General features: G+C 39.6%; 19 protein-coding genes. 16 read left to right on the top strand and 3 right to left on the bottom strand.

Translation table 11 applies throughout. The features are described from left to right. Position 1: 1 nt before the first annotated feature. The 12 genes from secY to IAG46_RS07120 all read left to right on the top strand — a co-directional run bounded on the left by secY (position 2) and on the right by IAG46_RS07120 (position 10,534). Positions 2–1,345 carry a preprotein translocase subunit SecY gene (gene secY, locus IAG46_RS07175; protein WP_190809615.1) on the top strand — a complete coding sequence of 448 codons (1,344 nt, stop codon included), beginning with the start codon at positions 2–4 and terminating at the stop codon, positions 1,343–1,345. A gap of 3 nt (positions 1,346–1,348) precedes the next feature. After that, positions 1,349–1,564 carry a translation initiation factor IF-1 gene (infA, locus tag IAG46_RS07170; RefSeq protein ID WP_014031991.1) on the top strand — a complete coding sequence of 72 codons (216 nt, stop codon included), beginning with the start codon at positions 1,349–1,351 and terminating at the stop codon, positions 1,562–1,564. A 5-nt stretch (positions 1,565–1,569) separates the two neighbouring features. Continuing rightward, the gene (ykgO, locus tag IAG46_RS07165; protein ID WP_013621733.1) at positions 1,570–1,686 is read left to right on the top strand and encodes a type B 50S ribosomal protein L36; all 117 of its coding nucleotides are present in this window, start codon (positions 1,570–1,572) and stop codon (positions 1,684–1,686) included. Positions 1,687–1,688: 2 nt separating this feature from the next. Next, entirely contained in the window at positions 1,689–2,063 is a 375-nt protein-coding gene (gene rpsM / locus IAG46_RS07160) for a 30S ribosomal protein S13 (protein WP_190809614.1), read from the top strand. A gap of 100 nt (positions 2,064–2,163) precedes the next feature. After that, positions 2,164–2,556 carry a 30S ribosomal protein S11 gene (gene rpsK / locus IAG46_RS07155; RefSeq protein ID WP_190809613.1) on the top strand — a complete coding sequence of 131 codons (393 nt, stop codon included), beginning with the start codon at positions 2,164–2,166 and terminating at the stop codon, positions 2,554–2,556. 101 nt (positions 2,557–2,657) lie between these two features. Further along, the gene (gene rpsD / locus IAG46_RS07150) at positions 2,658–3,263 is read left to right on the top strand and encodes a 30S ribosomal protein S4 (RefSeq protein ID WP_190809612.1); all 606 of its coding nucleotides are present in this window, start codon (positions 2,658–2,660) and stop codon (positions 3,261–3,263) included. 18 nt (positions 3,264–3,281) lie between these two features. Then, positions 3,282–4,274 (top strand): DNA-directed RNA polymerase subunit alpha, encoded by a 993-nt coding sequence (locus IAG46_RS07145; protein WP_190809611.1) that lies wholly within the window; start codon positions 3,282–3,284, stop codon positions 4,272–4,274. A 60-nt stretch (positions 4,275–4,334) separates the two neighbouring features. Next, positions 4,335–4,841, top strand: a complete 507-nt coding sequence (rplQ, locus tag IAG46_RS07140; RefSeq protein ID WP_190809610.1) for a 50S ribosomal protein L17 — start codon at positions 4,335–4,337, stop codon at positions 4,839–4,841. A 95-nt stretch (positions 4,842–4,936) separates the two neighbouring features. Further along, positions 4,937–6,049, top strand: a complete 1,113-nt coding sequence (gene carA / locus IAG46_RS07135; protein ID WP_190809609.1) for a glutamine-hydrolyzing carbamoyl-phosphate synthase small subunit — start codon at positions 4,937–4,939, stop codon at positions 6,047–6,049. Positions 6,050–6,166: 117 nt separating this feature from the next. After that, positions 6,167–7,459: a phosphopyruvate hydratase gene (gene eno / locus IAG46_RS07130; RefSeq protein WP_190809608.1), complete on the top strand. Its 1,293-nt coding sequence runs from the start codon at positions 6,167–6,169 to the stop codon at positions 7,457–7,459. Between the two features lie 122 nt (positions 7,460–7,581). Further along, complete coding sequence (locus IAG46_RS07125) at positions 7,582–9,120, top strand: glycogen synthase (protein WP_190809607.1); 1,539 nt, start codon at positions 7,582–7,584, stop codon at positions 9,118–9,120. Between the two features lie 130 nt (positions 9,121–9,250). Next, positions 9,251–10,534: a citrate synthase gene (locus tag IAG46_RS07120; RefSeq protein ID WP_190809606.1), complete on the top strand. Its 1,284-nt coding sequence runs from the start codon at positions 9,251–9,253 to the stop codon at positions 10,532–10,534. A 57-nt stretch (positions 10,535–10,591) separates the two neighbouring features. Here the strand turns inward: IAG46_RS07120 and IAG46_RS07115 are convergent, their stop codons facing one another. Beyond that, on the bottom strand, positions 10,592–11,059 hold the full coding sequence (locus IAG46_RS07115) for a hypothetical protein (RefSeq protein ID WP_190809605.1): 468 nt from the start codon (positions 11,057–11,059) through the stop codon (positions 10,592–10,594). A 281-nt stretch (positions 11,060–11,340) separates the two neighbouring features. Between IAG46_RS07115 and IAG46_RS07110 the strand changes: the two genes are divergently transcribed. From IAG46_RS07110 to IAG46_RS07095, 4 genes are all read left to right on the top strand, one after another. Further along, positions 11,341–12,255 (top strand): dimethylarginine dimethylaminohydrolase family protein, encoded by a 915-nt coding sequence (locus tag IAG46_RS07110; RefSeq protein ID WP_190809604.1) that lies wholly within the window; start codon positions 11,341–11,343, stop codon positions 12,253–12,255. 47 nt (positions 12,256–12,302) lie between these two features. Continuing rightward, positions 12,303–13,232 (top strand): citrulline utilization hydrolase CtlX, encoded by a 930-nt coding sequence (ctlX, locus tag IAG46_RS07105; protein WP_190809603.1) that lies wholly within the window; start codon positions 12,303–12,305, stop codon positions 13,230–13,232. Positions 13,233–13,291: 59 nt separating this feature from the next. Further along, positions 13,292–14,428, top strand: coding sequence for a glycosyl hydrolase 53 family protein (locus IAG46_RS07100; protein ID WP_190809602.1), 1,137 nt, complete (start codon positions 13,292–13,294; stop codon positions 14,426–14,428). A gap of 100 nt (positions 14,429–14,528) precedes the next feature. Continuing rightward, complete coding sequence (locus IAG46_RS07095) at positions 14,529–15,452, top strand: PD40 domain-containing protein (protein WP_190809601.1); 924 nt, start codon at positions 14,529–14,531, stop codon at positions 15,450–15,452. 287 nt (positions 15,453–15,739) lie between these two features. Here the strand turns inward: IAG46_RS07095 and IAG46_RS07090 are convergent, their stop codons facing one another. Both IAG46_RS07090 and IAG46_RS07085 read right to left on the bottom strand, forming a co-directional pair. Beyond that, complete coding sequence (locus IAG46_RS07090) at positions 15,740–15,937, bottom strand: hypothetical protein (protein ID WP_190809600.1); 198 nt, start codon at positions 15,935–15,937, stop codon at positions 15,740–15,742. A gap of 136 nt (positions 15,938–16,073) precedes the next feature. Beyond that, positions 16,074–17,555 carry a carboxypeptidase-like regulatory domain-containing protein gene (locus IAG46_RS07085; protein ID WP_190809599.1) on the bottom strand — a complete coding sequence of 494 codons (1,482 nt, stop codon included), beginning with the start codon at positions 17,553–17,555 and terminating at the stop codon, positions 16,074–16,076. Positions 17,556–17,689 lie beyond the last annotated feature (134 nt).

Here is a 17,689-nt window from a genome sequence, read left to right as displayed (position 1 = left end):
CATGAAGAAATTTATTGAGACCATATCAAATATTTGGAAGATTGAAGAGCTAAGGCAGCGAATCATAATTACCTTAGGTCTGCTTTTGGTATACCGTTTTGGTGCACAGATTGTTCTTCCCGGTATTGATACTTCCCAATTGGCGCAATTGACCTCAAATACCGAAAGTGGTATTCTGGGAATTCTTAATGCTTTTACAGGAGGTGCGTTTGCTAACGCATCCGTTTTTGCTTTGGGTATCATGCCCTATATCTCGGCATCTATTGTGGTGCAGTTGATGGGTATTGCAATTCCTTACTTGCAAAAACTACAGAAAGAAGGAGAAAGTGGTAGGAAGACCATTAACCAAATCACTCGTTGGTTGACCATTGCTATTTGTATAGTTCAGGCACCGGCATATTTGTTTGGTTTGGGAGCACTTGGCGTTCCAGACAGTGCTTTTATACTGGGTAAAGGTTTGGATTTCATTGCTCCTGCTGTAATCATCTTGGTAACAGGTTGTGTTTTTGCCATGTGGTTGGGTGAAAAAATCACTGATAAAGGTATCGGAAACGGTATTTCCCTCTTAATCATGATCGGTATCATAGCAACAATGCCACAATCTTTCGTTCAAGAATTTATTTCCAGAACAACGAACAATACCGGAGGTATTATGTTCATTTTGATTGAGGTTATTATCTGGTTCTTGGTTATTTTGGCCAGTGTGCTGTTGGTTATGGCGGTAAGGCAGATTCCAGTACAATATGCAAGAAGAACAGCATCAGGAGGATATGAAAAGAATGTTATGGGATCACGACAGTACATCCCATTAAAGTTGAATGCCTCTGGAGTTATGCCTATTATCTTTGCACAAGCTATTATGTTCGCCCCAAGTTTATTGGGTAGAACCTTTAATAATACTGCTGTTGGACAATGGATGGAAGTTCAGTTTGCCGATATTTTCGGACTGGCCTACAACATATTATTCGCGATATTGATCATCATATTCACTTATTTCTATACGGCGATTACCGTTCCTACGAACAAAATGGCCGATGATTTGAAAAGAAGTGGAGGTTTCATTCCAGGCATTAGACCGGGTAAGGAAACAGGTGATTATTTGGATAAGATAATGTCATTGATCACATTGCCAGGTTCAGTTTTCTTGGCCCTATTGGCAGTTTTACCTGCGGTAGTGGTTAAGTTGATGGATGTGCAGGCAGGTTGGGCATTGTTTTATGGAGGAACGTCATTATTAATTATGGTGGGCGTTGCTATTGACACAGTACAACAAGTAAATTCTTATTTGTTGAACAGACATTACGATGGTTTGATGAAAACCGGTAAAAATAGAAAAGTAGCATAATTTATGGCAAAGCAGCCAGCAATAGAACAAGACGGAACTATAATCGAAGCATTGTCAAACGCAATGTTTAGAGTCGAATTAGAGAACGGTCATGTTGTAACGGCACACATCTCTGGAAAAATGCGAATGCATTACATCAAATTGCTTCCGGGCGATAAGGTAAAACTAGAGATGAGTCCATATGATTTAACAAAAGCAAGAATTACTTACAGATACTAATTACGATGAAAGTAAGAGCATCAATAAAGAAGAGAAGTGCCGAGTGCAAGATAGTGCGCAGAAAAGGCAGATTATACGTAATCAACAAAAAGAATCCTAGATTTAAACAAAGACAAGGGTAATTATGGCAAGAATTGCAGGTGTAGATATACCTAAACAAAAGCGTGGAGTTATTTCACTTACCTACATTTACGGAATTGGTAAAAGTAGGGCCCAAGAGATTTTGGAAAAAGCCCAAGTAAGTGAGGATACTAAAGTTTCAGATTGGAATGACGATGAAATAGGGAAAATCCGTGAAGCGGTTGCCTCTTACACTATTGAAGGTGAACTTCGTTCAGAAACGCAATTGAACATCAAACGTTTGATGGATATCGGTTGTTACCGTGGAATTCGTCACAGATCAGGATTGCCGTTAAGAGGTCAACGTACCAAAAATAACTCTAGGACCAGAAAAGGAAAAAGAAAAACAGTTGCTAACAAGAAAAAAGCAACTAAATAATAATAGTAGTCATTAGTATTTAGACGTTAGAAGAATCTGTTTGAAATGTAAAAGTCTAGGATTCCAATAACTAAGAACTAACAACTAGAAACTAAAAAATATGGCAAAGACAAGTACAAAAACAACCAAGAAGCGCAAAGTAGTTGTAGAATCTGTAGGTCAGGCACACGTTACCGCATCCTTCAACAACATCATCATTTCTTTGACAAACAAAAAAGGAGATGTAATTTCTTGGTCTTCCGCGGGTAAACTAGGATTTAGAGGTTCTAAAAAGAACACTCCCTACGCTGCCCAGGTTGCTGCTGAAGATTGTGCAAAAGTTGCACACGAAGCTGGACTTAGAAAAGTAAAGGTTTACGTAAAAGGACCTGGAAATGGTAGAGAATCTGCGATTCGTTCAATCCATAATTCAGGAATAGAGGTTACAGAGATCATCGATGTTACCCCACTACCGCACAACGGTTGTAGACCACCAAAAAGAAGAAGAGTTTAATTAATAATCATAATGGGCCCAAAAGGGTCTTCACGAAAGTGCACTATAGATTATCGAAGGATAAGCCTTAATTCATAATCGTACTTTCAAAAACAAAGAAGATGGCAAGATACACAGGACCAAAATCAAAAATCGCTAGAAAGTTCGGAGAAGCGATTTTCGGAGACGATAAAGCCTTCGAAAAGAAAAGTTACCCACCAGGACAACACGGAAACAACAGACGCCGTGGTAAAAAGTCTGAATATGCAATCCAGTTAATGGAAAAGCAAAAAGCCAAGTATACCTACGGTATCTTGGAAAAACAATTTAGAAACCTTTTTGACAAGGCCAACCGTAGCAAAGGCGTTACCGGTGAGGTATTGCTTCAATTGTGTGAATCCCGTTTAGACAATGTAGTCTACAGAATGGGGGTCTCACCAACAAGAAGTGGTGCAAGACAATTGGTTTCGCACAGACACATTACGGTAAATGGTGGAATAGTAAATATTCCTTCATATTCTCTAAAACCTGGCGACGTGGTTGCCATTAGGGAAAAATCAAAATCCGTTCAAGCCATCAATGATTCATTGGCAAACAACAGTAGTGTTTATGAATGGATTACTTGGAATTCTGAAAAGAGAGAAGGTACATACGTAGCTATTCCTGAAAGAATGCAGATTCCTGAAAATATCAAGGAACAATTAATCGTCGAGTTATACTCTAAATAAAATCAACATTAATCCAATATGGCATTACTTAATTTTCAGAAGCCCGATAAAGTTATAATGATAGATTCAACAGATTTCGAAGGGAAATTTGAATTTCGCCCTTTGGAACCTGGTTATGGATTAACCGTTGGAAATGCGTTAAGAAGAGTGCTTCTTTCCTCTTTGGAAGGTTTTGCAATCACTTCTGTACGTATTGATGGAGTTGAACATGAATTTTCTGTCATTCCTGGCGTTGTTGAAGACGTTACGGAAATGATTTTGAACCTTAAGCAGGTTCGTTTCAAAAGACAGATTGATGATGTTGAGAGCGAGACCGTTTCAGTTTCCGTAAGTGGAAAAGAACAGTTGACCGCCGGTGATTTCCAAAAATTCATCTCAGGATACCAAGTGCTGAATCCAGATTTGGTTATCTGTAACATGGATCCCAAAGTAAGTGTTAACCTTGAGGTTATTATCGAAAAAGGCCGTGGATACGTTCCAGCTGAGGAAAACAAAAAATCCAATGCACCCTTGGGAAGCATTGCGGTTGATTCTGTTTACACGCCGGTAAAGAACGTAAAATACAGCATTGAGAACTTTAGGGTAGAACAAAAGACCGATTACGAAAAATTGGTTTTTGAGATCATCACAGATGGATCCATCAATCCAAAAGATGCATTGACAGAAGCCGCTAAGGTTTTGATTCACCACTTTATGTTGTTCTCTGACGAGCGTATTACATTGGAAGCCGATGAAATCGCACAGACCGAGACTTACGACGAAGAATCATTGCACATGCGTCAGTTGTTGAAGACCAAGTTGGTAGACATGGACTTGTCCGTAAGGGCGTTGAACTGTCTTAAAGCTGCCGAAGTAGATACTTTGGGAGATTTGGTTTCCTTCAACAAAAATGATTTGATGAAGTTTAGAAACTTTGGTAAAAAATCATTGACCGAATTGGAAGAGTTGGTAATCAACAAAGGACTTCAATTTGGAATGGATTTGTCAAAATATAAATTGGACAAAGATTAGTAATCATATTTTGCTCTCCCGATAGTTTGGGATTTGGAAGCAAGATGATAAAATAATACAATGAGACACGGAAAGAAATTTAACCACTTAGGAAGAACAGCAGCCCATAGAAAGGCAATGTTGGCCAATATGGCCAGTTCCCTAATAGAACATAAGCGAATCAACACAACCGTTGCCAAAGCAAAAGCTTTAAAGCGGTTTGTAGAACCGTTGATCACCAAAGCAAAGACGGAGAACAATCAAACTACCGAAAAAGGTACGCACAACAGAAGGATTGTTTTTAGCAACCTTAGAAGTAAGGAAGCCGTTACCGAACTTTTCAGCACTGTTGCAGAAAAAGTTGGTGAAAGACCAGGAGGATATACCCGAATCATTAAGTTGGGGAATCGTCTTGGAGATAATGCTGACATGGCGATGATCGAATTGGTCGATTTCAACGAATTGTACAACGCTGGTAAAAAACCTGCCAAGAAAACTACTCGAAGAAGTAGAAGAGGAGGCGGTAAAAAAGTAGAAGCTGCTGCTCCAGTTGCCGAAACTGTAAAAGCAGACGATTCAGAAGAATAGAAGATGTTAATTACTATTTAATTACTGAAAAAAGGATAAGTGAAAACTTATCCTTTTTTTATGTTTTTTTGTCAAACCGAAATTAAAAAAGCGCAATGAAGTATCAATCAAAGAAAAGGGCACTAGTACTTTTGGCCGATGGCACTATTTTTTATGGGAAGGCAGTAGGTGACAAAGAAGGTACTGCTGTAGGTGAGGTATGTTTCAATACAGGTATGACAGGTTACCAGGAAATTTTTACCGACCCATCTTATTTTGGACAAATCATGGTGACCACAAACGCCCATATTGGCAATTACGGTACCAATGCAGATGAAATCGAATCCGATTCAATTAAAATTGCTGGACTTATTGTTAAAAATTTCAGCTATGAATATTCCAGACCGAGTGCTGATTCGAGTTTGCAGGAGTTCCTAGATAAAAACAATCTTTTTGCTATATCCGATGTAGACACTAGGGCTTTGGTAAGTTACATTCGCGATAATGGGGCCATGAACGCTTTAATATCCACTAGAGTGGATGAGATTGATGCCCTCAAGGAAGAACTTAAAAAAGTACCTAGCATGGAAGGTTTAGAACTTTCCTCTAAAGTTTCAACCAAAGAACCGTACTGTTATGGTGAGGAAAATGCAGAGTTCAAAATTTCAGCTTTGGATATTGGAATCAAAAAGAATATCCTAAGAAACTTGGCCAAAAGAGGTGCGTACATCAAAGTTTTTCCATACAACACCTCTTATGAAGAGATGAAAAAATGGAACCCTGATGGATATTTCATTTCCAATGGGCCTGGGGATCCAGAACCGCTTACAGATGCAATTGCCACAACAAAGCAAATGATAGCATCGGACAAGCCTTTGTTCGGAATTTGCCTGGGACACCAAGTCTTGGCTTTGGCCAACGGTGTATCAACCTATAAAATGCACAACGGACATCGGGGAATCAACCATCCCATCCTTAATTTGGTAACAGGAAAAGGTGAAATAACCTCTCAAAACCATGGCTTTGCTGTAAACAGGGAAGAAACGGAGGCAAATCCTGAATTGGAAATTACCCACACCCATTTGAACGATAATACCGTTGCAGGAATAAAAATGAAGGACAAAGAAGTATTTTCAGTGCAATACCATCCAGAAGCAAGTCCTGGACCACATGATGCAGAATACCTGTTTGACCAGTTTTTCGAGGCTATCAAAACTAGCAGGAACTAAATCGTTGTAGGGTATTTTTATGTTATTGATAAAGTTTCATGATAATTTTCATGAAATTCGAAACCACTCCTTTCGTATCTTTGCCGAACTGATTTTTTCAACCATAAATAGTAGCAGATGAGCATTATTATCAACATTCATGCAAGACAAATTTTAGATTCTAGAGGTAACCCGACCGTAGAGGTTGATGTGATTACCGAAAATGGAATTTTGGGAAGGGCCGCAGTTCCTTCTGGTGCTTCTACCGGAGAGCATGAAGCTGTTGAGTTAAGAGATGGAGGAGATTCTTTTATGGGAAAAGGAGTCCGTCAAGCCGTTAATAACGTCAATACGACAATTGCTGAGGAATTGGTGGGAACATCAGTATTTGAGCAGAATCATATAGACGAGACCATGATTGCCTTGGACGGAACACCAAATAAATCTAAATTGGGAGCAAATGCCATTCTGGGAGTATCCCTAGCAGCAGCGAAAGCAGCGGCAAACGAATTAGGAATGCCATTGTACCGATACGTTGGTGGAGTGAGCGCAAATACGCTTCCAGTTCCAATGATGAACATCATCAACGGAGGATCACATTCAGATGCCCCAATTGCATTTCAAGAATTTATGGTAATGCCAGTAAAAGCAAAAGATTTTAGCCATTCCATGCAAATGGGAACAGAAATCTTCCATAACCTTAAAAAAGTATTGCACGACAGAGGTTTGAGTACTGCTGTTGGTGATGAAGGTGGATTTGCCCCTACGTTGGAGGGTGGAACCGAAGACGCACTGGATACTATAGCCAAAGCAGTTGATAAAGCTGGATATTCTCTAGGTGATGATGTAATGATTGCGTTGGATTGCGCCTCCGCTGAGTTTTATGTGGATGGAAAATACGATTACACCAAATTTGAAGGTGACAAAGGAAAAGTAAGAACCTCTGAAGAACAAGCGCAATATTTGGCAGACCTTTGCGAAAAATATCCAATCATATCCATCGAAGATGGTATGGATGAAAACGATTGGGACGGTTGGAAAATGCTTACGGACAAAGTTGGGGATAAAGTGCAGTTGGTTGGAGATGATTTGTTCGTGACCAATGTAGAAAGGCTGTCCAGAGGTATTGAAAACGGAATTGCCAATTCTATTTTGATTAAAGTAAACCAAATAGGAACCTTGTCTGAGACCATAGCAGCCGTTAACATGGCAAAAAATGCTGGGTACACCTCTGTAATGTCACACAGATCAGGTGAAACCGAAGACAATACTATAGCCGATTTGGCAGTTGCTTTAAATACCGGACAGATTAAAACAGGTTCAGCATCACGTAGTGATAGAATGGCCAAATACAATCAATTACTAAGAATCGAGGAAGAGTTGGGAAGCACTGCTTATTACCCACAAGAAAAGGCATTCAAGGTTAATTAATTGATAATGATTTTATAGCATTGAAAAAGCCTTTCCAAATTGAGAAAGGCTTTTTTTTGTTTCAGCAATAAACTTTAGCTAAATTGATTGACAAACCAAATAGAACCAAGCAAATCTAACCTATGAACAACTTTCTTTTCGTAGCAGCGGAAAATGACGCCCTAGCCAATTGCAAGGCAGGTGGAATGGGAGATGTAGTAAGAGATGTTCCCCGACAAATTTCAGAACGGGGCGATAAGGTCCATGTTGTTGTGCCCTCCTATGGCCGATTACACCAAGAGGGACTTTTTAAGACCAAGCTCAGCTTTGTGCTCAGGGGACTTAAATATACTGCGGAACTTTATGAGGTAAAACCAAAAAAAGAGTTTCCGAACATTGTTCATTACGTACTGCATCATCCCGAAATTGAAGCAGGAGATATAGCACACATTTATCACAATGATCCCGAAGAACCCTTTTATACCGATGCGGTAAAATATTTCATTTTTAGTACCGCAGTAGCTGAAGCCATCAAAAAAGGTTCCTTCGGAAATTTGGATATTATCCATTTGCACGATTGGCACTCCAGTCTATTGTTGTTTTTGAGGGAATACCATAAAGAATACAAGAATCTGAAAGACATTAGAATTGTCTACACCATCCACAATCTGGCCATTCAGGGCATCAGACCGTTTGATGACAATTACTCTTCCCTTAAAAACTGGTTTCCCGATGTTGTTTTCGATTACAAGTCCCTTATGGACTATCGATATCAAGATTGTATCAACCTTATGGCTGTGGGCATCCGTTTTGCCGATGCAGTACATACCGTTTCCCCGTCGTACAAGGAAGATGTAATGCTGCCCAGTTCCCCGCCTGAGTTTATTGGGGGCGAAGGCTTGGAAGAGGATTTGGTCAAGGCCAATAAAGAAGGAAGACTTGTTGGTATTTTAAATGGATGCAACTATAAAAACATCAACCAAGAAGAAAAAGGCTTTATCTATCGAAATACGGTAAAGGCCATTTTTAGATGGTTGCAGGAAGAATCTAAAAAATACAAAGCCGACTTTTTGGCTCATACCGGAGAAAAAATAATGGAGTTTGTAGACAATAGACCTAAGTTTATTGTTTCGAGTGTGGCGAGATTGACAGAGCAGAAATTTTACTTTTTTAAGAGATCCCCGGAAGCCTTTGTCGAAATTTTGAAGAAATTGGAAAAAGTAGATGGTATTTTCATGCTTTTGGGTACCGGAGCCCCGGAATACGAAGAACTCTTTAGAAAACTCAGCTATGAGCATAAGAACTTTGTATTCACCAACGGGCAGTCAGAAAACTTGATCGACTCCATTTATCTGGAATCAGATTTATATTTTATGCCCAGTCTTTTTGAACCCTGTGGAATAAGTCAAATGCTTTCCATGCGAAATGGAAACCCATGTTTGGTACATCATACGGGTGGACTTAAGGATACGGTTGACCATATGAAAACTGGGTTTAGTTTTGATGGTGCCACCTATGATGAAAAAATAAAGAGCATGCTCGATACTTTTGATCTAGCAATTGACATATATAAGAATGATAAACCAACCTGGAAGGAAATTCAATCTGCGGCCAAGAAAAAACGTTTCACTTGGAAAAAAGCGGTAGATAAATATTACAAGTATTTATACAATTTGCAGTAAACTGCCCGATTAATTTTCGACCTACGAATAGTATAGTTAACAATACCATAAATGAAGCCGGGAAATTGTTAATGCCTATGCTTTTTCGTAAATTTCCGGTTCTTATTTTACTAATCTTTTAATACATAAAATGTCTGACAAAGCAATACTTGAATATGGAGGTGAGAAATACGAGTTCCCAGTTATAAAAGGTACTGAGGATGAATTGGCTATCGATATTAAAACCCTTAGGGCTGCCAGTGGTATGGTGACCATAGATCCAGGGTATAAAAATACAGGCTCGTGTGAGAGTGCAATTACTTTTTTGGACGGTGAAAAAGGAATTTTACGTTATAGGGGATATTCCATTGAAGATTTGGCTGAAAAAGCCGATTTCTTGGAAGTAGCTTATCTTTTAATTTTTGGTGAACTGCCAAACAAAGAACAGCTTGAGACCTTTCATAATGATATTAAGGAAGAATCCCATGTAGATGAAGAAATGAAAAAGATATTGGATGGCTTTCCAAAATCTGCCCACCCCATGGGAGTACTTTCCTCATTAACAAGTGCACTGGTTGCGTTTAACCCGACTTCAGTTGATGTTTCTTCCGAAGCTGCAATGTACCATTCCATTGTGCGAATTCTTGCCAAATTTCCAGTATTGGTTGCTTGGGCACAAAGAAAGAAAAAAGGTCTCCCCTTAGATTATGGAGATGATACGCTTGGTTATGTAGAGAACATCCATAAAATGATGTTCAAAAAACCAAACCAAGAATACAAAAAAGACAACATTGCAATTGACGCTTTGGATAAATTACTGATTTTACATGCTGACCATGAGCAAAACTGCTCTACCTCTACGGTTCGTATTGTAGGATCATCACATGCCGGACTCTTTGCCTCTCTTTCAGCAGGTATTTCTGCTTTATGGGGACCTTTGCATGGCGGAGCGAACCAAGCCGTTTTGGAAATGTTGGAAGCCATTCAAGAAGATGGTGGTGATACAAAAAAATATATGGCCAAAGCTAAGGACAAAAACGATCCGTTCAGATTGATGGGCTTTGGACACCGCGTATACAAGAATTTCGATCCAAGGGCCAAGATCATTAAAAAATCAGCTGACGAAGTATTGGGTAGCTTAGGCATAAATGACCCAATATTGGATATAGCTAAAGGATTGGAAAAAGAAGCCTTGGAAGACGAATACTTCGTAAAAAGAAAACTATATCCCAATGTAGATTTCTATTCTGGAATTATCTATCGAGCTTTGGGAATACCTACAGAGATGTTCACCGTAATGTTTGCTTTGGGAAGATTACCTGGTTGGATTGCCCAATGGCGCGAAATGCGACTACGAGGAGAACCCATAGGAAGACCAAGACAGATATATGTTGGAGAAAACTACAGACCGTTTGTTGGGGTAAATAAAAGATAGTTTTAAAAGCTAATAAACAAAAAGAAGGGCGATCATATATGATCGCCCTTCTTTTTGTCACCTTTTTGCAACCCTTCCAACAGATTTAGAGTTTAGCGCTTTATCACGATCATAGCATAAGCTCATGATGCCCTTGTGATAATACGCTTTAATAACAGACAAAGAATCTGAATTTAATTGATTCTTGCATCGCAAGAATTCACTGTGCAAAAATTTGTGGGCGTCAATGGTATTTAAGTTTTTAACGGTTGAGTCCAAAGAGCGTTGATACTTTTCCAGACATAGATTTATTTCATCAAAAAGAACATCTCCTCGTATCACTTGTACATCAGTATCTTGAGCCGTAAATTTTGAAATTTCGGCCATTTCAATGCAATCTGAATATTTTATTGAATGTTCTGTAGCTTTGCTTTTTTTCTGGTCGAGCACCTCCGAAAAGTTAAATTTTGGAGGAAACTTGTTCATGGACAAAAGCCCGATACTAATCAGTGCAATGAAACAGAATGGAAGGATAATTTTTTTCATCCCAAAAAGCTTTTTCCTTATTTAAATGTAAGGAGAATAGCCTAAATTTGGTTAGTTTTCACGAAGATTTTTTAAAATCCATTGAGTATTAACTACTTATAAATCAAATGGTTGTAATCAAAAAATTAAAATTTATAACAATTCATGGAAAACCCTAACACCATAAAGTTTTTTTCCGTTTGGGTCAATGGAAAATCGACAACAAAGCGCTAGTTTTGCCATAGAATTTTTAAGGATTTCCTCTAGTTGGAGGTCTTGATTTGATAAAAAAGGACGGTTATATGATGCAATTGCATATTGAAAACGAAACAAGCCCGCTCAAAGCAGTGATATTGGGAACCGCAGAAAGTTGTGGCCCAACACCAAAACCCGAAGAAGCATACGATCCCAAATCTTTAGAACATATTTTGGCCGGAACATATCCCATCGAAGAGGATATGGTCAGGGAAATGAATGCCTTTGCAAAGGTGTTTGAAAAACATGGTGTAGAAGTTTTTGGACCATCTATTTTAAAAGATTGCAATCAAATTTTTTCTAGGGACATCGCCTTTGTAATTGAGGACAAATTATTTCACTCCAATATTTTGCCCGATCGAGAAAGGGAGTTTGAAGCCATTCAACATGTTTTGGATAAAATCGACCCAAATAAAATAATCCGACCTCCGGAAGAAGTGCATATCGAAGGGGGAGATGTGATGCCTTGGAACGATTATATTTTCATCGGTACCTACACAGGCGATGACTACCCAGATTATATTACCGCAAGAACCAATAAAGAGGCTGTTGAGTTTATCAAAGAGCAATTTCCACATAAAAAAGTAAAATCCTTCGAGTTAAGGAAATCGAATACCGAAGCCAAGGACAATGCTTTGCATTTGGACTGTTGCTTTCAGCCTGTGGGAAAAGACAAAGCCATTCTCCATAAAAATGGATTTTTGCTTGAAGAGGAGTACCAATGGCTGGTAGATTATTTTGGTAAGGAAAACATCTTTGAAATCACTAAAGATGAGATGTACCAGATGTTCAGTAATGTGTTCTCCATTTCTCAGCAAGTTGTGGTTTCCGAACAGGGCTTCACACGCTTGAATGACTGGCTCAGGGAACAGGGGTTCACCGTCGAGGAAATTCCATATGCAGAAATTGCAAAACAAGAAGGCCTATTGCGCTGTAGTACAATGCCGTTAATAAGAGAATAATATATAATGTCATCTCGAGTGCATTCGAGAAATAACACAGGTAAAAAATGCAGGTAACCAATACCATTTTAATGGTTCGACCGGTCAATTTCAGAATGAATGAACAGACGGCCGTAAACAACTACTTTCAGGAGGAAATGACCATGGGCAACGAAGAAATCAATGTCAAGGCTCAAAAGGAGTTCGATGATTTTGTTGCTAAACTAAGAAATCATGGGGTCAATGTTATTGTAATCGACGACACCGAAGAACCAGATACCCCTGATTCCATTTTTCCGAACAACTGGATATCATTTCATAACAGCGGCACGGTTTGCATATATCCCATGTTTGCCGAAAACCGAAGAAAAGAACGCAGGGAGGATATTTTTGACGTGCTCGAGCAGGAGGGCTTCCGCATAGATAATATCGTGGACTACACAGCGGCTGAAGAAGAAGGTGTTTATTTAGAGGGAACAGGAAGCATTTTAAAGGATCGTGTAAACCAAAAGGCCTATTGTGCCCTTTCTGAACGGGCCCATGAGGAGCTTTTTATTGAATTCTGTGAAGATTTTGATTGTTTTCCGGTCGTTTTTACCGCGAATCAGACTGTGGATGGACAGCGATTGCCCATTTATCATACCAATGTAATGATGGCCATGGCCGAAACCTTTGCGGTCATCTGTTTAGATACTATTGATAATAAAAAAGAACGAAAAAGTGTAGTGGAGCATCTTAAAAAAGATGGAAAAGAAGTCATCAATATCACAGAAGAGCAGATGTACCATTTTGCAGGCAATATGCTTCAAGTCATTGGGGCGAATGACCAGCGCTATATGGTAATGAGTTCCGCGGCATATCATAGTTTGGACAAATCCCGAAGGGAAACCATAGAAAAACATTGCCCGATTATCCATAGCTCATTGAGCACCATTGAAACCTGTGGCGGAGGAAGTGCCCGTTGCATGATGGCAGAGGTGTTTTTACCCAAAGCTTAAAAGCTGAAAATCAGGAAGTTTTTGGCAATAATTCTGACCCAGATTACGTTTTGTTAATCATGGTTAAGACAAAGCAAATTGTTGTTGTGTTTCTTTTGATTTTAATGGTTTATTCCTGTTCTGAAGACAAGGATAATACCCAAGAAGTTGTAGAACCCGATGCAAGGTCTTTTTTCATGGGATTTACGGCTTTTCCATACGATTATAGCGTAGATGCGCTCACAGAAACTTTGGAAAACGTTATTGCTGATAGCGACATATTCCTGAATCATCTTGACTATGGGGTGCCTTGGAATGAGGTAATGAACGATCTGCCATTTCCGGTGGAAGTGCAGAATACAATAAATGTCGCCAAAAACTCTAAATCCTCCAGCACCAAGATTATCCTCACCACCACACCTACAGATCAAAGTAGGAACAATTTGGCCAAGTATTGGAACAATGCCGGAAGCCATCAATCCTTGCCAGCCTTTTGGGAAGGAAGGAGCTTTAATGATCCAATTGTGGTTTCCACTTTTATTAAATATTGCAAGCGATTGATAGATGAGGTGAATCCCGACTACTTTGGTTACGGCATTGAAACAAATGCGACCTTTAGAAAAGATGACCCCGATTTTGCCCAATTTTTGAACCTGGTTGAAGCGGTTTATACAGCCTTAAAGGCTGATTATCCCAATTTACCCATATTTCTCAGTCTGCAGGACCAAGCCTTTGATACTCCGAAAACGGAATTGTTGGAGATGTCGGAAATGCTTGTTGCGCATTCAGATTACGTAGCGATGAGCAGCTACCCATTTTTGTACTACGAAAATTTAACGCGCGATGCCAATCCGGATCTGTTTGCCGACAATTGGTTGGAGGATTTTAGGAATTTGGACACCTCCAAACCTTTTGCCGTTTCAGAAACAGGATTTTCTGCCGATGATTTGATCATAGATAATTTGGGTGTCAATGCAAAAAGCACAGAAGACTGGCAGAAGGGTTATGTTGAAAAATTGATGAACCATTTAAATACCCTGGATGCTGAATTTGCCATATGGTTTGTGTATCGAGACTATGACCTATTGTATGAAAACACCCCATCGCCACCAGATATCTTAAAAGTATGGCGAGATAATGGCCTGTTGGATGGTGAAGGAAACCAGAGGCCCGCTTACCAGCTATGGAAGCAATGGCTTCAACTACCCAAGAATTAAGCAATATGCTCTTCAAAGGATTTGTCAGATAATCACTACTTTTATACGCATCTGTAAGGTTGGCAGAGTTGGTTCCCCTCTTTTATAAAATCTATTGAATATGGGAAATCCAAAATTTATAACATGTACCCTACTATGTTGTGTCTCATTAATTTGGTTTGGATGCGATAAGCAAAAAGATAAGGTCAAGTTTGAGCCGGGCAACATTTCGACCGAGGTGGTAGAATATTCCCCTACGTTTACTGCGGATGGCAACGAACTATACTTAGCCAAAAGTTACCACGAATGGGGTGGTGGCGATATGAAAAGTGCCATTTACCATGCTGTCAAAAAAGATGATCAATGGTCTGCTCCAAAAATAGTTCCGTTTTCTGGCATTTTTGACGATAGCGACCCACACCTGTCCAAAGATGGAAATACCCTTTACTTTATTTCTAATAGACCTACGGCATATACGCAAGCCTCTGCAGATATTTGGATGGTAACAAAGAATGAAAGCGGAGCATGGGGAGAACCAGTTGTTTTATCCTATCCCATAAATTCGGAGCACACAGAATATAGCCCGCGTACTGATGGTGTCGGCAACCTCTATTTTGCCTCTGACAGGCCTGGAGGGTATGGACAGGGCGATTTATATATGTCCAGATTTAAATATGGAGTGTTTGGGGTGCCGGTAAATATGGGAAATACCCTGAATTCCCCCTCAGGGGAATGGAACTTGGAGATCAACGACACTGGCGACCTGATTATTTTTGAGGCTTCACAACGGGAAACCAACATTTCGCCCTATGGCGATCTCTATATAAGTTTTAAACAAGACGATGTCTGGACCATACCCCAAAATATAGAGGAATTGAATACTTCTGGCAGTGACCTGTACCCATTTTTGACCCAAGATGGTAAACAGCTGTACTATACCAGCAGCGATAGCCTAAAAGGGAAAAATACCAATATCTATGTTACCAAATTTAGTGCTATAAAACGTAAATACAGACGGCAAGCTAAAACCTCGCTAGAGCAATAAAACTATAAAAGCTCCTCCCCATAGTTAGGGAGAGGTGTCCGCCAAAGGTGGGCGCAGGGGGTAAATATCCCTTCCGTCTTGATGCAAAGCACCAATCCACCTTCCCTTAAAAAGGGAAGGAGCTTTTGTTTGTCACCTCGTGCCGTCACCTAAACGGATGCTGAGCAAGGTCGAAGCATGTTTCAGGGTCTCACGTTTACGGGATACCGAAATACTGAAATAAATTCAGCACAGGTCAGTTCGGCATGACAAAAGTCTTAGTCTGACAACAAGCCACTACCCAATACTTAAGTATTGCACCTTAGAACATTAACAATCCCCCTCATAGCACCAACAACTTCTTGAATTTCCCTTTTGGTAAAAACATCATCTTCTATATAAAAGAGCATTTCAATACCTTGATCAAAAATTTTGGCAAATTCTTCTGGTGAGCCATAGCCATCGTGAATCCAGCTGCAAAATTGTTTTTGTTGTGCCTTTTTCATGCCTATATTTTTAGAAAAGACAAGAAAAGGTAAATATTTAGATGGGTTAATGCCATTTATGGCAAGTTTAGAATCACTTTGACAAGTTTATCGTTCGACAAGCTCAGGATGACACTCAACCTGACATCTGAACACCTTACTCCCCCTCAACCACAAACTCCCGAATGGCCTGGTTGGGCTCCATAATGGTATAGCCTTTCCAAAAGTCAGGGTCATAGGCTGATAAATATGTAGCCTTTACGGTTTCGTCCTCTTTTAAAGCCTCAAAATCGGTTTTAGCCACCACGTCAGAGTCATACACCACCAATTCGTACTTTTCCGTGTTATAATTGACAATGTCCAACGCTAGGGAGAGTTCGTTCTGTTTTCTTCGGCCCTTTACATGTTTATTTTTTTCAATGACCTTTAAAGGTCGGTCAACCCCCATTTTGCGTCCAAAGGTGAAGTTCATAAACTTCAGCTGGTATTTGTCCCCGTCAAACTTGGAAAAAATAGTGCTGCCAAAATATTTTAACTCTTGGTAGCTAAAGCCCAATAACTTAATGCTTTTTATGGTTTTTACATTTTCGTAGTCCATGCGCATAATGGCAAAATCCTCGATATTAACAAACAGTTTGCCTTGAAAATCGGCACGGCCCTTGGGAGCATAGCCCACCACATACACCCCTTGGTTTTCCAATTCGGAATAGCCTAAAAGTTCATATTCGTAACGATTCAACTTTTTGGCGACATCCAATTTAGACTTTCCAAAGAACTGGTCTGTAATCTCACTCAAAATGTATTTACGGTTGCCCAAAAAGTAGTTCTTTTCAGGTTTTTTGAGCTCTTCTTGTATTTCAGCGGCTTCTTCCTCATTTTCCAGAATGGAGTCCACCGGTACCTTGTCACCAAAAATCCCCGATTTTATCTTTAGATAAGAGTCCGGTTTTACATTGGCCCTAAAAATGGCCTCCATTTTGTCGGACAGCGCTTCCATGGAGCCTTCGTTGCTTTTGTCGTACAATTCGGCCGCTTTAATAATTTCTAATTTGTTTTCCTCTCCGTTTTGGTAATAATCACCCAAGGTTTCGGTGTAATAAGATGAATTTTTAGGAAGAATGGAGATAATACTGTCAATCAAGTGTTCATCCAGCTCCGCAATGGTAGATTTTTTAAATTCAATATCCATTTTCTGCAGCGTATTAAAACTGGATTGCCGCAAAAAGAAACGCTGCTTAAGTGGTGCTTTGTTGTAGTTGATGGGCAATCGGTCTTCTACTCGTTCCATGATTTCATCCACATCCAATTCCTTATCAAACAAATACACACCAGTAAGCTCAATAGCTTTGGGCGTTATGGTAATGATGCTGTCCTGTAATTGTTGTAGCGCAAACCCCTTTTTTTGATAACCCATCGACGAGATATAAATGGAGTCCTGCGTTGAGGTTTCATCCAGAATAAAGCTGAAACGGCCTTCTTCATTGGTAATTACGCCTTGGTGTTTGCCATATTGCACGGTTGCATAGGGAATGCCCTTTTGCGTCTTTGCATCGACCAGTTTGGAAGTTATGGTCTGGGCAAAAAGACCACTGGACATGAACAAAAAGCAAAGAATTAGGGTTAAATTGAATTTGGACATCAGTTCGTTTTTTGATTGCTTATTTGATTAAAGACGCACTAAATAACAAAAGGGTTGCATTCTGGCAGACGACTTTAACAGGAATTTGTAACAAGGATTGTTCCAAATACTGGGAAAAACGGTAAAAATGTAGC

This window comes from Flagellimonas sp. S3867, assembly GCF_014698935.1.
Lineage (GTDB): Bacteria > Bacteroidota > Bacteroidia > Flavobacteriales > Flavobacteriaceae > Flagellimonas.
Note: the sequence above shows the minus strand (reverse complement) of the source record. Positions and strands in the feature narration are given on the sequence as shown.

What these genes read in the sequence shown, in the direction of transcription:
- secY (WP_190809615.1), top strand. Translation starts at nt 2, where the DNA reads ATGAAGAAATTTATTGAGACCATATCAAATATTTGGAAGATTGAAGAG.
- infA (WP_014031991.1), top strand. Translation starts at nt 1,349, where the DNA reads ATGGCAAAGCAGCCAGCAATAGAACAAGACGGAACTATAATCGAAGCA.
- ykgO (WP_013621733.1), top strand. Translation starts at nt 1,570, where the DNA reads ATGAAAGTAAGAGCATCAATAAAGAAGAGAAGTGCCGAGTGCAAGATA.
- rpsM (WP_190809614.1), top strand. Translation starts at nt 1,689, where the DNA reads ATGGCAAGAATTGCAGGTGTAGATATACCTAAACAAAAGCGTGGAGTT.
- rpsK (WP_190809613.1), top strand. Translation starts at nt 2,164, where the DNA reads ATGGCAAAGACAAGTACAAAAACAACCAAGAAGCGCAAAGTAGTTGTA.
- rpsD (WP_190809612.1), top strand. Translation starts at nt 2,658, where the DNA reads ATGGCAAGATACACAGGACCAAAATCAAAAATCGCTAGAAAGTTCGGA.
- IAG46_RS07145 (WP_190809611.1), top strand. Translation starts at nt 3,282, where the DNA reads ATGGCATTACTTAATTTTCAGAAGCCCGATAAAGTTATAATGATAGAT.
- rplQ (WP_190809610.1), top strand. Translation starts at nt 4,335, where the DNA reads ATGAGACACGGAAAGAAATTTAACCACTTAGGAAGAACAGCAGCCCAT.
- carA (WP_190809609.1), top strand. Translation starts at nt 4,937, where the DNA reads ATGAAGTATCAATCAAAGAAAAGGGCACTAGTACTTTTGGCCGATGGC.
- eno (WP_190809608.1), top strand. Translation starts at nt 6,167, where the DNA reads ATGAGCATTATTATCAACATTCATGCAAGACAAATTTTAGATTCTAGA.
- IAG46_RS07125 (WP_190809607.1), top strand. Translation starts at nt 7,582, where the DNA reads ATGAACAACTTTCTTTTCGTAGCAGCGGAAAATGACGCCCTAGCCAAT.
- IAG46_RS07120 (WP_190809606.1), top strand. Translation starts at nt 9,251, where the DNA reads ATGTCTGACAAAGCAATACTTGAATATGGAGGTGAGAAATACGAGTTC.
- IAG46_RS07115 (WP_190809605.1), bottom strand. Translation starts at nt 11,059, where the DNA reads ATGAAAAAAATTATCCTTCCATTCTGTTTCATTGCACTGATTAGTATC.
- IAG46_RS07110 (WP_190809604.1), top strand. Translation starts at nt 11,341, where the DNA reads ATGATGCAATTGCATATTGAAAACGAAACAAGCCCGCTCAAAGCAGTG.
- ctlX (WP_190809603.1), top strand. Translation starts at nt 12,303, where the DNA reads ATGCAGGTAACCAATACCATTTTAATGGTTCGACCGGTCAATTTCAGA.
- IAG46_RS07100 (WP_190809602.1), top strand. Translation starts at nt 13,292, where the DNA reads ATGGTTAAGACAAAGCAAATTGTTGTTGTGTTTCTTTTGATTTTAATG.
- IAG46_RS07095 (WP_190809601.1), top strand. Translation starts at nt 14,529, where the DNA reads ATGGGAAATCCAAAATTTATAACATGTACCCTACTATGTTGTGTCTCA.
- IAG46_RS07090 (WP_190809600.1), bottom strand. Translation starts at nt 15,937, where the DNA reads ATGAAAAAGGCACAACAAAAACAATTTTGCAGCTGGATTCACGATGGC.
- IAG46_RS07085 (WP_190809599.1), bottom strand. Translation starts at nt 17,555, where the DNA reads ATGTCCAAATTCAATTTAACCCTAATTCTTTGCTTTTTGTTCATGTCC.